This is a genomic window from Paenibacillus sp. DS2015 (genome assembly GCF_050433705.1).
Lineage (GTDB): Bacteria > Bacillota > Bacilli > Paenibacillales > Paenibacillaceae > Paenibacillus_AQ.
In genome coordinates this window covers 38514-55249 of record NZ_JBNPWS010000010.1, presented here as the reverse complement: position 1 = coordinate 55249, position 16736 = coordinate 38514, and the positions used below count along the sequence as shown (strand labels likewise).

The 16736-nt window shown below is 40.9% G+C and carries 8 protein-coding genes; all 8 read left to right on the top strand.

Features of this window, described 5'->3' with window-relative positions:
* Positions 1 to 31: 31 nt before the first annotated feature.
* The 8 genes from J2T13_RS11135 (at position 32) to J2T13_RS11100 (ending at position 16376) form a co-directional block, all read left to right on the top strand.
* Complete coding sequence (locus J2T13_RS11135) at positions 32 to 1729, top strand: type I restriction-modification system subunit M (protein WP_429371204.1); 1698 nt, start codon at positions 32 to 34, stop codon at positions 1727 to 1729.
* Complete coding sequence (locus J2T13_RS11130; protein WP_429371202.1) at positions 1729 to 2886, top strand: restriction endonuclease subunit S; 1158 nt, start codon at positions 1729 to 1731, stop codon at positions 2884 to 2886. Before J2T13_RS11135 ends, J2T13_RS11130 begins: the two co-directional genes overlap by 1 nt.
* A 77-nt stretch (positions 2887 to 2963) precedes the next feature.
* Positions 2964 to 6146 carry a type I restriction endonuclease subunit R gene (locus J2T13_RS11125; RefSeq protein ID WP_429371201.1) on the top strand — a complete coding sequence of 1061 codons (3183 nt, stop codon included), beginning with the start codon at positions 2964 to 2966 and terminating at the stop codon, positions 6144 to 6146.
* Between the two features lie 65 nt (positions 6147 to 6211).
* Positions 6212 to 7006, top strand: a complete 795-nt coding sequence (locus tag J2T13_RS11120; RefSeq protein WP_429371199.1) for a zinc ribbon domain-containing protein — start codon at positions 6212 to 6214, stop codon at positions 7004 to 7006.
* 108 nt (positions 7007 to 7114) lie between these two features.
* The gene (locus J2T13_RS11115) at positions 7115 to 9301 is read left to right on the top strand and encodes a hypothetical protein (RefSeq protein WP_429371197.1); all 2187 of its coding nucleotides are present in this window, start codon (positions 7115 to 7117) and stop codon (positions 9299 to 9301) included.
* Positions 9302 to 9520: 219 nt separating this feature from the next.
* Positions 9521 to 10561, top strand: coding sequence for a hypothetical protein (locus tag J2T13_RS11110; RefSeq protein WP_429371195.1), 1041 nt, complete (start codon positions 9521 to 9523; stop codon positions 10559 to 10561).
* 240 nt (positions 10562 to 10801) lie between these two features.
* Complete coding sequence (locus tag J2T13_RS11105) at positions 10802 to 13027, top strand: S-layer homology domain-containing protein (protein WP_429371193.1); 2226 nt, start codon at positions 10802 to 10804, stop codon at positions 13025 to 13027.
* 877 nt (positions 13028 to 13904) lie between these two features.
* Positions 13905 to 16376 (top strand): S-layer homology domain-containing protein, encoded by a 2472-nt coding sequence (locus tag J2T13_RS11100; protein ID WP_429371191.1) that lies wholly within the window; start codon positions 13905 to 13907, stop codon positions 16374 to 16376.
* The last annotated feature ends 360 nt before the right edge of the window (positions 16377 to 16736 follow it).

The following is a 16736-nucleotide window of genomic DNA, read 5'->3' as shown; positions in this document are numbered from 1 at the left end:
TTGCATCAAAGAAAATCAAAGGGGTTTACACATGACTAACGAAGAATTCAAGAAATTAAAAGCTGACTTATGGGCATCTGCGGATCAACTTAGAGCGAACTCAGGGTTGAAATCCACCGAATATGCCACACCAATATTGGGACTTATCTTCCTCCGTTTTGCAGAAAGCAAATACTCGCAGATTGAAACGGAGATTAACGCTGAATATAACAGGTTAAAAGGCACTCGAATGGAACGTGAAATCCACGAAATAGCGATTGAGAAATGCGGGTTCTATCTGCCTGATGAAGCGAAATACAACTACCTTCTTAATTTACCAGAGAGCGAAAACTTAGCGCAGAAGGTCAAGGATGCCATGGTAGCGGTTGAGAAATTCACAAGCGAGCTTGAAAACACCTTGCCAAAAGATGAATATTATAGCGTGAATGGTACGGAAGACAAGACAGTCCTGAAGAAACTATTAAAGAACTTTAAAGATATTCCTGATGATATCAGTATAGATGTGTTTGGTGAAATATATGAATACTTCCTTGGAAACTTTGCACTTGCGGAGGGTCAAGGTGGTGGAGAGTTCTTTACACCTTCAAGTGTTGTTCGTTATATGGTAGAGGTACTTGCTCCGACAGAGGGTAAAATACTAGATCCTGCATGTGGATCTGGGGGAATGTTTGTTCAGACAGCCCATTATATCAAAGAACATAAACACAATGGGAATGACATTAATCTGCGTGCTTATGGTGTAGAGAAGACTGGGGCGACCGTTAAGCTTGCAAAGATGAACCTTGCACTTAACAATATTAGAGGTACAATAACCGAAGCTAACTCTTATTATGTAGATCCTTATGATTGTGTGGGTGCCTTTGATTATGTGATGGCCAATCCGCCGTTTAATGTAGATGGGGTAGAGCTTGATTCAGTTAAGAATCAGCCACGATTTAATACCTATGGTGTACCACAGAACAAGACGAAGAAAGCTAAAAATGATCAATCTGAAACCGTGCCGAACGGTAATTATCTTTGGATTAATATGTTCGCAACCGCTCTTAATGAAAAAGGTCGTGCAGCTCTTGTTATGGCAAACTCTGCATCTGATGCAGGTCATAGTGAGAAGGATATTAGGAAAAAACTCATTGAAGAAGGGTTAATCAGTCAAATGCTGACCATGCCCAAGAACATGTTTAGTACAGTAAGTTTACCCGCCACGCTGTGGTTTTTTGACAGACAGAAGAAGAATAAAGATGAGATCCTATTCATTGATGCAAGAAACGTGTTTACCGTCATTGATAGAGCCCATGTTAAATTCAGTGATGAGCAAATAAAGAATCTCGGTATTATCTCAAGATTATATGAAGGTAAGATAGAGGCGTTTATTGACCTTATTCATGAATATAAGACTAACCTTGAAAATGCTGAAACGGAAAGTGACGAGAAATATTGGCAGTCTAATGTAGACTGGCTAACGGAGCGTTTTCCAGAGGGTAAATATTGCGATGTTATCGGACTTTGCAAAGTTGCGAAGATTGATGGTGAGGATGGAATAGCCGAGCAGGATTATTCGCTTAACCCCGGACGTTATGTTGGCGTCGTTATCGAGGAAGATGGCATGACGAAAGAAGAATTTAATGCTGAGATGCTACGGCTTAACGCGGAACTGACAGTACTGAACAGCACCGCACAAGAGCTTGAAAGGAAGATAACGGAGAATTTGTTGTCTTTGGTGAGTGAGTAATGTGGGAAATTAAAAAATTCAATGATTTTATTAAGTTAAACAGAGGGTTTGATTTGCCAAATGAAAAAATGGTTGATGGAAAGATTCCAGTTGTAGCTTCAACATCAATAAAAGGTTATCACAATCAATTTAAGATAAAAGCGCCATGTGTTGTTACAGGACGTTCAGGCAGTTTAGGTGCTGTTCAATACATCGCTGAGGACTGCTGGCCTTTAAATACGTCATTATACGTGAAGGATTTCAAGGGCAGTTTCCCGAAATACGTATATTATTATTTACAAACAATGCACCTAGAGATTTATAACTCTGGTGCAGGTGTTCCAACACTAAATCAAAATCATTTGCATAATGTAAGGCTGAAAGTCCACAACGTGCCAAACCAACAAAAAATAGCAGATATATTATCTGCTTATGATGACCTTATTAAAAACAATAACCACAGAATAGAGCTATTAGTGCAAGCTGCACAGCAAATATATAAGGAATGGTTTGTACGTTTTCATTTTCCAGGGTTTGAATCCGCCCACTTCTCAAAAGGGATACCTTACGGCTGGGAAGTGAAAAAAATTAGTGAAATAGTAGAAGTAATTGATGGTGATAGAGGTACTAACTATCCTAATCAAAATGAAATGTTTGATGAGGGCTATTGTCTATTTCTGAACGCTGGAAACGTTACAAAAAACGGATTCGACTATTCGAGAAATACGTTTATAACAAAAGATAAAGATAGTAAACTGAGAAATGGTAAATTAAATAGAGACGATATAGTAATAACAACCAGAGGTACTGTTGGTAATGTTGCTTTGTATAATAGCTTTGTTCCATATAATAACGTTAGAATTAATTCTGGAATGGTTATTGTTAGACCGATTAATAGTGTTACAAATATATCATTTTTGTATTTATTATTAAGGAGCAGTTCTGTTCAGCAGTTAATTACTTTGTTTTCTTCTGGTTCTGCCCAACCACAACTACCGATAAAAGATATGAAACGGATCAAAGTATTAATTCCTTCAATTGAACTCCTAACGGCATTTGAAGTTGTAGTTAAGCCGATCCTTGATAGTATTAGTAGTAATATGGCTAAAAACCAAAACCTAATCAAACAACGCGACCTATTACTGCCACGATTAATGAGTGGAAAGTTAGAGGTTTAGAGGCTGAGTAATCTAACATATTGAAGTACCGAGAAATTCTTGGTACTTCGATAACATAGTAAAGGGGGAACATGCACATGGCTCGCATCATTACAGAGGACATGATTGAGCAGGCGGCGATCAAGATGTTGGTTGAATCCAACGGATACGACACAATGAACTGTTTTACATCAGAACGTGAAACCCTTCCTGATGGTACAGGCAGAGAGAATAAGAAACAGGTTGTGTTGCCAAACATCCTGTTTCTTAAGCTTTGTGAAATTAATCCTACGATCCCTGTAAAGACTATCAAATCCGTTGCTGAAACATTGATGGTTACCCCTCATACTGCTGATTTAATGTCTATCAATTGTGCAAACTATCAAATGCTTAGAACGGGCATCAATGTCCAATTTGAAGTGAACGGTAAGCAAGAGAGCAACACTCTCAACATCATTGATTACAAAGAACCGCTAAATAATAACTTTACTGTGGTCTCACAAATGTGGATTAAGGGCGAAGTCCATTGGCGACGCCCTGATTTAATTATATTTATTAACGGCTTGCCGCTTGTGTTTATAGAGCTCAAGAACTCCAATATATTAGTGAAGAATGCTTATGATAAGAACTTAACGGATTATCTGAAGGATATTCCTTATCTATTCAATTACAATCAGATTTGTGTGCTATCTAATGGTATGGAAACCCGAGTGGGCAGCTTTAAAGCAGGATATGAGCATTTCTTTGAATGGCTAAAGGTAGATAGTGAAAAGGAAAAACCAGATAGAGATCAGATCAAAGAGAATGGCATTAGTATTGAATATTTGATCAACGGACTATTGAAGAAAGAAACACTCATTGATTACATAGAGAACTTTATATTGTTTGACCGTAAGCGCACCAAAATAATAGCAAAGAATCATCAGTTTTTAGGTATTAACAGTGCGTTTGACGCTTTTATTAATCGTGAAAGTTTAAAGGGCAAACTTGGTGTGTTCTGGCATACACAGGGTAGTGGTAAAAGTTACTCAATGGTAATGTTCGCACGTAAAATCAAACATAAATGTCAGGGGAACTTTACGTTCTTGGTCGTTACTGACCGCCAAGATTTGGACGATCAAATCTATAAGAACTTCCTTAGAACGGAGTTTATTGCAAAGGACGAAGATGTTCGTCCTGCAAACAGCACCAAACTGCGTCAACAACTCACGACTAACAAGAGTATTCTATTTACACTGATTCACAAGTTTAGATACGATAAAGGTAAGAGATATCCTGTATTATCAGAGCGTAAAGATATTATTGTGATGGTTGATGAAGCTCACAGAACGCAGTATAAAGACCTTGCAGAGAATATGCGGAATGGCCTGCCAAATGCACAGTTTATAGCATTTACAGGGACCCCACTGCTTGGAAGTAAACACTTAACGCATGCTTGGTTTGGTAATTATGTCAGCGAATATAACTTCGCCCAGTCTATTGAAGATGGTGCAACGGTACCGCTTTACTACACGAAACGTGTTCCAACCGTAGAACTGAAGAATGATTTCTTGGATTCCGACTTCTCGGAAATTTTAGAACAGGATAATCTAACGGATGAAGAACAAAAGCGGTTGGAGAACCACTATGCCAGAGAGCTTGAAGTGATTAAACGTGACGACAGACTTGAAGTGATAGCCAAAGATATTGTGTACCATTTTCCACGTAGGGGCTTTCTTGGCAAGGGTATGGTGATCTGTATCGATAAGTTCACAGCGGTTAAAATGTACGATAAAGTAGCTTACTATTGGAAAGAAGAAATCAAGAAACTGAATATTGAAATCACAGTCGAACGAGATGAGACCAAGCGGCTTGAATTAAAACAAATTGTTGATTATATGCGAAATGTGCAAATGGCGGTTGTTATTAGCGAAGAAGACAAAGAGGAAGCAAAGTTTGCAACCCAAGGACTATCTATTAAGAAACATAGAGATGCTATGATTGCCGTTGATGAGAACGGCTTTGATATTGAAGATCATTTTAAGAATGAGAATCACCCGTTCCAATTGGTATTTGTCTGCTCTATGTGGCTAACTGGCTTTGATGCCCCAAGTGTATCCACGATGTATTTGGACAAACCGATGAAGGGGCATACCCTTATGCAGGCGATCGCAAGAGCAAATCGTGTGTTCCCAGGAAAGGATAACGGAGTTATTGTTGATTATCTTGATGTATTTAATTATATGAAACGTGCTCTTGCAGACTATGCTAGTTCAGAAGAAGATGAAATGCCTGTTAAAGATATTGGAAAATTGGTTGATCTTCTGAACCAAGCCATTGAGAACACTACTATATTTTGCGCTGCCATTGGAATAGACATTAATGAATTAGTTGCTACACATGACACATTCAAAATGTTGGACTTATTTGGGAGCTTTGCAAATACGATTCTACAAAATGATGAATGGAAGAATGAGTTCAAAGTATATTCGAACACAGTAGAACTCTTATATGAATCACTCCGTCCTGATATCTTCAAGATGAATTGGAATAACCCACTTAAGGAAGCTATTCTCTACTTAAGAGGGATTATTGATGGTAAAATAAGACCTGAAAAATTAGAAGAAGCACGCAAGAAAATTGATGCATTGCTGGACCAAAGTATTGTTGCAGAGCAAGGTGCTGTGTATGAAATAGCGAAAAAGTCCAAAGAAATTGACCTTTCTAAGCTCAATATTGACAAGTTAAGAGAGCAATTTAAAAAGGTTAAGTATAAGAACATTGAAATCGCGAGTTTAAGAGATTATATATCGAAGAAGCTTGAGCAAATGCTAAAGAAAAATCTCACAAGAAGTAATTTCGCTGAGTTATTCCAAAACATCATTGATAATTATAATGCAGGTGGCTCAACGAATGATGAGTTCTTTGAAAAGTTGCTTGAATTCATGGAGAAACTAAAAGCAGAAGAAGAACGCCATATCAAAGAGGAATTAACGGAAGAAGAGCTTAAATTATTTGACCTGCTTCGAAAAGACAAGTTAACCGCTGCGGAAGAGAAGAAGGTTAAGTTAGCAGCTAAAATGTTATACGAAACGTTGATACAGAAGAAATCGGAGTTGTTTGTGGTCGGGTGGCATAACGATCCTCAACCGAAAGAGAGAGTTAAGAGTGAAATCATAGCGGTCTTAAATAGCTTTTTACCAGAAAGCTATGAAAGAGATGTTTTTACACTTAAGAGCAACATTGTGTATGAACACATAATGGACCAAGCAATAACAGGCTTTGGCTGGATAGCGAGTTAAATGTGTCATTGCATCTCAAAATTTCATGAGGGAATAGTCATTAACTATATTTTTAGTCATCGAAGGTGTCCGTTATCTCACTTAAGCGATTCGATGGGGAGTTTCGGCTAACTTGGCTCATACGGTGCCCTCAGTGTGGGGCTCCTATGGTGGCAAACCGCACACAGAATCGCCAAAAGGACGGAACTAAGATCAATAGGCTTTACTACTCATGTAGCAACTTTCGCAACAAGGGTAGTAAAGTGTGCAGCGCTAACAGCATTCGTAAGCATGAGGCAGAAATATACGTGGTAGATCGCGTCAAAGAAGTGATAGCAAAGCCTAATATTCTTAAAGCCATTGTAAAGAATATCAATGAAAGGAAAAAGAAACGTATTAAACTTCTCCAGCAACAGCTCGATCACATCATCTCTAAAGTTACTGAGCTTGAGGGCAGAAAACAAATATATTTTGATCTGTACGAAATGGACGGATTGGATAAGGGTATGTTCTCAAAGCGGCTCGATGATATAAATTCGGAACTAGACCGACTCCACGCCCAGAAAATGGAGTTGACACTTGAATTAAAAGAAGATAATGTGGAGCCAGTTTCTTACGAGGTTGTCCGGTTGCTGCTAGACAAGTTCGATAAGTTACTAGACTCATCATCCTTCGACCAACGAAAGACGCTGATGCACCTCATTATTAAGCAAATTACGATCAAAGATACACGAACCATTGATCAAATTGAAATGAACTTCGATGAGAATACAGTACACCATTTTTTAACCGCTGACCCTTCTGCGATCCATGCAGAGGGGTCTTTTGCTGTCCAGATGAAGCGAAGGCTTAAGGGACAGAGTATTTCGATTGTGATTTAGGTACGCTTGTTTACAATATCCCTAAAAATTCCTATAATGTAATTAGCACTCAACATATACTTCTGCTAACAAAGGGTGCAATAATCTTTTTCCTATGGGAGGCACCCGATGAAAAAGTCAGACAAGCTCATTCATGTTCAGAGACCAGCTATTAGGGAACTGTTGTATCAAAAGGTGGAAGAGAAAGATCTACACAACCGCTTTAATCGTGTAACTGGAAGAACAGCTAAAGACTTAAAAGAAGCATTAAACAGGACTGAAAAAGAAACGCTGATTAAGATGGTTAATTTAAGTTCTGAAATAACCGAATTAGATGTCGAACAGTGTTTTGAGGAATATAGGTATAGCAGTCGCCCGAGTTTTAGACTTTATTTGTTAACTCCAATAGATCCAAAATTCGAGTCAAGTTCAATGATTAAAAAATGGGGAAACAATAAGGCTGTTGAACAATTGAATGTCTCGATGACTGAAAGAGAACATGCAAAGGGAGTTTGGAAAAACATCCGTTTCCTTGATCAAACTCAGGTTGAAGCAGACACATTAGAAATCTCATTTTCTTATGAACAAGTGCATAATTTTATTAGTCCTGATACCGAAGATAACGATTCTATTTATGAACTAAAATATGGGTTTATTTGGATTAACGTAACAGATCGTTTCCTAAGCATTAGTGTACCCACTGATAGTATTACAGGTGTATTAATTGATGGGATACATGCTGTGTTTCCTGTATTCACCATTGCTACAAACATTAGCGATAGCCTGATTGATCGCTTGTTTAGAAAAGATAATTTAAAAAGAAAGACGTTATATAATCCGAATCCTCCTACCAATATGCCGACAAGAGTAACGTTATCGGACTCTAAAATGGGGGACAAAACGACTCATTTGGCACAATATGAAGGATACCAGTCCCCCAGTACTGTTTTTGAGGAAGAAGTAGAGGATTCATCATATACAACACTAGGAATCAACAGTAATAAGGGAAAGCTATATTTAACTAAACAGCTAAAGGCATCAAAACTTCGTGATTGGGGATTAAAAAGAATTAAACAACTAATGGGGTATATCAATGGTTCTTATAAAGATGGAGACATACAAGCAGTGTGGGATTCGTTAGGTATCGAGAGCGATATAAACCTAGTTGAATTTGCTTTTAATAAAATAGAAAGAACGGCTATTCTTGAAGTAGTTAAAGGAATTGTTCAATGTAAGAAGCAGGGAATGACAACTATAGCTCTACACTACACACCAAGGTTTCTCTTGGAGCAAGTAAGGAAGTATTCTACGAGCTTCTTTACGCCATACTGCGATACGTGTGATAGCTTCATAGAATTAAGCTGTAGCTGCTGTGGAAAATCAGAACTTAATCATTATCGACTGCTAAAAGATGAAGTAAAAGTAAATTGTAGTTTCTGTGGAGAAAAATATAATGAAGGAACTTATCAGTGTGCCGAGGGGCATAATATAATAGTGAGTTCAAATTTTGAAGGTATTCAAATCATCCCAAACTCGGGATTTTCAGAATTGGTCTCCCAGTTGGTCACTAGGTATTTTCCGAGTTTAGGATTTTCGCTGGAGAAAGAGTCCTTTTATTTCTCTAATAATGTCATGCATTATACCAACTCAACTCCATCCAAAGTGATGTTTAAGGTCGCGGATCTCCCTCAGTTCCAGCCAATTAGAAGTGTAGAAGTCACTCTGGAACGGCGCAATAAGTTAGTGGCGATTCTTGAGATTTTGAAAGAAAAGTGTAGTCGTCAAAGTGTTGAGGGGTGTAGGCAATGTCAATCTGAAAAAAGTGTCTTATGCGTAATGAAGCCGTTTATTTCGTTTACAGATCATATACTCCACCCTCATCACGGGCAAGAGTTTGGAGATGTTAGCTTTACTCTTAATCTTGGGGTAGACGATTCAGTATTTGTTGGTGTTGCGAAAAGCTACGAGAAAAAGACGGTAACTGAAAGCAGTGATAAGGGAAGAGAAATGATTCAACAGTTTTTAAAGATGTGTTTAGACCAAAGAGTACACGTGGTTGGTTTAATTATTGCAGCTAATGTTGACCAAGGACTAACAGCGTTATGTCAACATATCGCTCGACTGCATAATAAAAAGGTGGTCATGTGGTATTTCGATGATTTAGTACACGCTATCAACCACTCTATTCTTGAACAAGGGCTTGATATAGATGATGTGATGAAGGATGTAATGGCTGATTCAAAGAAACGTGCTAGAAACAATAAGCCAGTAACAAAGCCAAGCGTCAAAAAGAATAAGGTTGTCAAAGCAGGGTAATTCAATTCTGGTCCTACTGTAGTCCTTACAGTGGGGCCTTTTGCTGTCTATAATGACAATCCCACAGGATATTATATTTAGAGCTACACTTTAAAGGAAGTCTCCCTACAATTGTGCGAGTAAATAATAAGCGGGAAGTTTGAGATGAACAATAGTTCCCATAAAATGATGCGAGGCTGGCTGTGTGAATGGACTTATTAAAAGAAGGAGGAACAGTTTATGGCTATATTAAAGAAGAAAGAAATAGAGTCCATCACGAAGACCATTTCTGAGCACTTCAGCGAATACAGATCCAAATATGAGAGCGTTAAGTATCCTGAAGAGCCATATATGAAATGGCTATCCGTATTCCCTGAACCAAAAGTGGTCGATAAAAATGACGTAAAGCAAGCGATGGAATGGAAGTACGGTCATTGGGGAAAGGTCAACTATGTCCCTGCACATAAGGTTATTATAGCCAAGCTACAAAAGTATTGGACGGAGTTTGCGGAAACAGGGCATCGTGAAATTGATAGTTCCTTTGCCTTTTGGGAGGAACGTCTAGCGGGACATCAATCCTTCATTACAGTGGCATTCTTGTCACACCTAATCAATCCCGAACAAGTCGAAATTATAGATCAACATAATTTCAGAGCCATGAATTATCTCATGTCTACTGTTAGGGAGGATTGGGTTTGGAAACGTAATCCCATGAGTATCTACGACATTGTGGACTTCTCTGATTTTCTGAGGGCATTACTTCCCGCTGTCAAAGAGGCGAAAGGTAACAAACGCGAATTGAATAAGTTCCTCATGATGTTTGGAAAGCATAAGGTGAAAACCATTCCAGTGTCCAGGTCTAAAGTGGCACCAGCAGTTTCTAAGAAGCATGATTGGAGTACATTCCAATCGGATGGCTTCGATATTGGAATGATCATATTGAGGTCAAATGCGGATCTATTATTTGCATTACTTTTGCAATCCATGGATGGAAAAAACGCCGAGCATGAGGCTACGTTTACAATAGAAGAGATACACAAGAGGGTTCCGATGCAGAAGACAGGTATTGCTATTGGCTCTAGCTACAACTACGCAATGGTTGCTTTGTTTGGAAATCAGAGAGGGCGGGATTACTTCCTTTTTGAGTATAACAGTATGGGGGCATATTTCACGGAGCAAGCAAATGATCCAAGCAGAGATAATACGTGCTGGAAGAAGTATCTCGATGAAAAGGTATCGATTAATCCTAAGTACGTTTTGAATATAAAAGAGAAATATTAACATGATGGATAATCAAACCGAAAAGTGGGGTCAGTCAGAGCAGTCAATTGAGGGATAATGTAGACTACTGGAGTGTTCAACACACTGATGCTAGTCACATTAAACAATGGACAGAGATTTTTAATGTGAAAATCTCTGTCCATTGTTTATATTAAGCGTATGAGGTCATCTTCCAGTAAGCACCTTTGTCACAAGATTTAATGGGTGGAAACACTTCACTGTTCTCAAGCTTGATTTATAGTGGGAGGATTAATTGGAATTAGTCTTAACAATACTCCAAATGATAATAGTGATGACGAAGTTGTTACAAATAGTTTCGCACTAGGAAATGTTACTGGTGACAGCTTTGTAGGTGGTTTGATTGGATTAAATTTCTACACAGTCAGTAATAATAATTATGCGACAGGCAAAGTAACGGGGAACATTTTTAAAGGTGGATTGATTGGTTATATATATGATGGATTTCTCACAAGCAATGGTTTCTACAATAAGGAAACATCAAGTCAAATTGATACTGGTAAAGGCAATGCAGTATCGACAGCAGACATGCGACTAGAGGCAACCTACACAAATTGGGCCTTCGATGCTAGTACTTGGACGATAAATCCAACGCATAATAATGGCTTTCCTTACTTGAGCGAATTGCCTAGTCCTAAGTATGCCATCTATTCAGGAAATGGTAATACGGGTGGGACGATTCCAACAACTAAAATTTATACGCAAGATCAAGAAATAATTATAGAAGATTATAGTGGAAACTTAACCAAAACAGGCTATACTTTCGTCGGTTGGAATACAGAAGCAGACGGTAGTGGAAATGTTTATGACCCAGGAGATGCATATAACGGTGGAGATGACTTAACTCTCTATGCGGTGTGGTTACAGTTACTGAGCCCGCCAGTCCTATCAACTGATACAACGGATAATGACGTGTTAAGTGATATAGAAATTACATTCGCTGATGATTTAACATGGAGAGGTGAGATTACAGCAATTGTTGCTAATGGGGACATATTGAGTGAAGAAGATTACTCGATAGAAGCAGGTAAGATTACACTATTTGCGAACGTTTTAGCTGCTGCAACCTATACGATCTCAGTAGTTGCGGACGGATATGCAGATGCAACGGTGCAACAGATCATTCATCCCAATCTTAATCTAAGCAACTTAGTATTAAGTAGCGGTACAATGAATGAGACGTTTACTAGTGCAAAGACGAGTTATACGCAAAATGTAGTGTATGGAATATCTAGTCTTACAGTTACTCCAACTGTAGCAGACTCAACAGCAATAGTGAAAGTAGCTGTGAATAACGAAGCTAGTACAATTGTTACTAGTGGTGCTGCAAGTGCTACTCTTCCACTTAAAGTGGGAGCAAATACGATTACAGTTACGGTAACGGTTGGGAATGGGCCATCTAAGGTGTATACGGTTGTCGTGACGCGTAAGGAATCGTCTACGAACAGTGATGATTCAACACCGATCATTGATACGAATGTAACGTCATCCAATGGTACGATAACGATTCCAACAGGTAGTGCAGGAAAGGTTACGCTAGACAACGAAGTAACGATTGACATTCCAGTGAATGCTACGAACAAAGATATAACAATTACGATAGAAAAATTGCTGGAAATGAACAACCTTCTATCTAATGGTGAAATACTAGCTAGTCGTGTATTCGAAATACTGAAAAACTTCCCGGGTAATTTCAGTAAATCAGTCACACTGACATTCGTGTTTGATCTTACTAAAGTGGGTAGTGACCAAAGACCAGCCGTATTCTATTATGATGAAGTGAAGAAGGTATGGCTGGAAGTCACAGGTGGTAGGATCAATGGAAATAGGATTAGCGTAGAGGTCGATCACTTCACGAAGTATGCGGTATTCGTAGTGGATTCAGCCACGAGCAAACCTGAAACCGATACAGAAGTTAAATTTAGCGATATCGAGGGACATTGGGCGAAGGCAAGTATTGAGCAAGCCGTAAACAGCGGCATCGTCAATGGTTATGCTAATGGCACATTTAAGCCGAACAATACGGTGACTCGCGCAGAATTCGCAGTTATGCTGATGAATACGTTGAAGCCGCAAGGGAATGGCGCGGAGCGTACTTTCACAGATGCCACAGAGATTGGAACATGGGCGAAGAAAGCGATAGCTCTGGCGGTACAAGCTGGCATTATTAAGGGCTATGGGGACGGAACCTTCCGTCCGGGTGCCGGGATTACACGTTCGGAGATGGCAATGATGATCGCGAACGCTCTGGGTCAGCCTATCGATGAGGTTACAGCAACGGGCTTCGTGGACGATGAGGTCATTCCGAATTGGGCGAAAAGCGCAGTGGCAGCAATGAAGAAGCTTGGCATTATTACGGGTAAAGGTATGAACAAATTTGCTCCTGATGATCATGCAACAAGAGCAGAGGCTGTATCGGTTTTGTTGAAAATGATGGAACAGAAGTAAATTAACCTCTTATCCCCCAACCCAAATGGGGGATTTTTTATTTTTAGCATTCAGCATTCAGTACCTTACCCAGTTAGCATTCAGCATTCAGTACCTTACCCAGTTAGCTTGCCGCAAGGATGATATCTTGCCGTTTGCCGGAAAGGGGTTGCGGATTCTGAGGCTACCTTGGGCTGTGTATTCCCTACGCTAAACATATTTCTCGCTCTCCGAACCAATGGCCCTGACGTGTGGAAGAACCGAAACTTATAAGTAGCGACCCCAAACAACTCCCATGAAGGCTATGGGAAACGACACAATGAAGCCAAGCCATACCTTGGTTTTGTACACACCAAGGTTCCCGAGATGAAACTATTTTTACGGAGTATCCGATAGCTGGAGTGATTGGATTAGCTACGAGGGGAATCCGGTGGATGTGGGGGAAGAAAAAAAGGCGAAAGCTGAATATTAGTATGAAAATCTGAATACATCGCACTGAGGCAAGTACCTCGGTGCGATGTATTTTTATGTTTAGAAATCAACACTTTATACAGTTCGCAATATGAAATCAGCGGATAATCATCAAATGATGGTGCAAGGTGATCGTTGCGGAAGATAGCCGTTTACGTGTTTCTGAGGTTTGTGGATATCCATTAAGATTTCATTAAGATTTGAGGATGTTAATAATGATAGGCTGATAAAAGATGCTTGGTAAGGAACAAAAAAATAACTAGAAGGTAGGTTGAGTAACGATCATGAACAAGAAATCACTTATCAGGTCTATCGTATTGGTTTCCTTCATTACTATGCTAAAGTGATCAGATCAGGAGCTATTGCTACCTCTTGTAAACTGATAATTGTATTTTCATTAATTAGACGACCAAAAAGGAGATTCCCAATGATATTTACTATTAATCGTACAAAATGGCTGACTATTGCGCTCGTTTCGTTATTATTGCTGACCATCTGCTCTCCTTTTAATGTGGCGGCGGCCGAATCTCCAAAGACGCAGGGTAGCCAAGCGGAAGCTGCTACTTCTGCCCAACTGGTGAACCTACAACGCTATTCGGATGTACCCGATACAGCATGGTACGCAGAGGCGGTTAACACTTGGATTATGCTAGGAATTCTTAATCCGAAGCAAGGAGATAAGCTAAGTCCCCAGCTTGTTATGACACGCGGCGATTTTGCTAAGTTTCTTGCGATCTCACTAGATCTGTCCCCCTCCAAAAGCGCCTCAACGTTTAAGGATATGCCTGTTGACGGCGAATTAACAGGGTATGTTACTGCCCTCCATGATGCGGGGCTGACGAAAGGTTACCAAGACGGCACGTTCCGTCCGAACTTACAGATTACAAGGGCTGAAGTGGCGAGCTTGATTGTTACGGCCAAGAAGCTGAAGTCAGAGCCGCAAGTCGGTAGCCAATTCTCTGATGTTCCGCAGAAAAGCTGGTATGCTGGCGAAGTAGGCGCCTTGACGAAAGCGGGTATTGCGAACGGGAAATCGAAGGATAACTTCGATCCAAACGCAAACATTGTGCTGGCCGAAGGGATAACTATGCTGTATCGCTCCTTCTTCAGTCCGTCTATCATTCAAGACATTGGCAATGACGGCACAATTAAGATCGATGGTCAGACCTATCGCGCGGGCGCATCGGTACAGGGCATTTTTCAACCGTCGAACAAAGCTGCTTTGCACAATGCGGCGATTCAGTTCACCTATGCGGGGGATACGATAAAGTCTGTTGAAGGGCTGATTATCGGATACAAAGACGCATTAATCGGAACGGATGCACCTATAATATTTGATGCCAAAGGCAACACCGTCTACGGAACCGTAATCGTGAGCTCAAATCAGGTCGCGTTGGCTCACTTGGAAGTTAAAGGGGATTTAAATTTGACCCCGGCAGTTCAGTCGGATTTCTTTGCCTTCAATGTGCTCGTACAAGGCAAAACGGTTTTCCTGAAAGATAACGGTCGTCCGAAATCACAGATCACAAATATATGGTTCGAGCATAGCGATCTCGGCCAATTATATTTGTTTAACAGCGCTCTAGTGAAAAAGATTGATATCAGTGCGGATAAGACTTCCCAATCAGACATCAAGTCAAAGGGAGCAGTCCGCATCTTGGCAGATACCACATCCTTGAAAAAGGTTGATATTGGTGCGAACAAAACGTCCCAATCAAACTTCAAGTCAATGGTAGCAGTCAGCACATTGGCAGATCGAACATACACACAATCTATTCAAGAACTTTATGTTGCATACTTTAATCGACCCGCCGACATCGCGGGCCTTCAATATTGGGAAAGCGTCATTAATGATAACCCCACCACTATTACGGCTGCCAACAGCTTCGCGGATAGTCCGGAATATAAAGCTGAATTCGCAGGGCTTAGTATCGATCAAGTCGTTGACACAATATACTTGAATTTATTTGGAAGAAAACCAGATGCGGAAGGATTAGCGTTTTTTGCAGGATCAGTTGCCACCGCAGCCACTGATACAAACTCCGGAACCGGTGGTAATTCGACAACTGTTGGGAGCGCCGTGCAACTTAAAGTTGAAAACATAAACGCCACGGTTACGGCGGCGGTGAATACCGATCTCAGCGCCGATCCGTCCGCTTCGCTTGCCACAGTCACCGTTGTGCCTGGCGTTAGAATGCAATATTCAAGTCAAACGCCAATCGGTACGCTGATCATCGGTAATTCGGATACGGCTGACCATAACCCATTCGACAGCACCTCCTTCACCGGTTCAGTGAACATCAGGCAGACGATCGTAGACGGCAATGCCGGAGTAGTTAACCTGAATGTGCAGGGGACTATCGGAAGTCTTCAGACAACCGGAGTCAATTCTCAGCTTGTTCTGGGAGCCGCCACATCTATCACTAATCTGATCGTTCCAGCGGGAGTAAAGCCTGCAACGATTTTTGTAAATGACGTTGACCTTGCTAGAGTGAAGGCTGTCAACGGGCAATCAACGGCACCAACGCCAACGCCGGTACCAACACCAACACCAAGCCCGAACCCGAGCCCGAACCCGAGCCCGAACCCGAGCCCGAGCCCGAGCCCGAGCCCGAACCCGAACCCGAGCCCGAACCCGAACCCGAACCCGAACCCGAACCCGAACCCGAACCCGAACCCGAGCCCGAACCCGAGCCCGAACCCGAACCCGAACCCGAACCCGAACCCGAGCCCGAACCCGAACCCGAACCCGAACCCGAACCCGAACCCGAACCCGAACCCGAACCCGAACCCGAACCCGAACCCGAACCCGAACCCGAGCCCGAACCCGGAACCGAACCCGAACCCGAGCCCGAGCCCGAACCCGGAACCGAACCCGAACCCGAACTCTGGCACCTAATCTGACGATTGCAGTCGTGAACGGCAGGGCCGTACAAACGAATTCCTCTTACCTAGTGTTACGAATATCGTAGACACATCTTCGATCACAATCGCAAGCGGGTTTAAGAGCTATGCAGGGTATCGGTGGGCGATCTGTGTTAACTGGATTGACTGGATTAGTTATGAGGAGAATGAGATTGCTACTGGAGTAGAGCAAATAGGAAGAGGTGATCGCTATACAGAATAATTCACCTCGGTTTATATGAAAAATAATATGAATATTCAAAAAAATCCGATGAACTATTAGGAATGAATACCTAAATCATCGGATTTTTGTTACAAAAAAACGGAAAAGAGATAAAATAATATCCGCATCGAG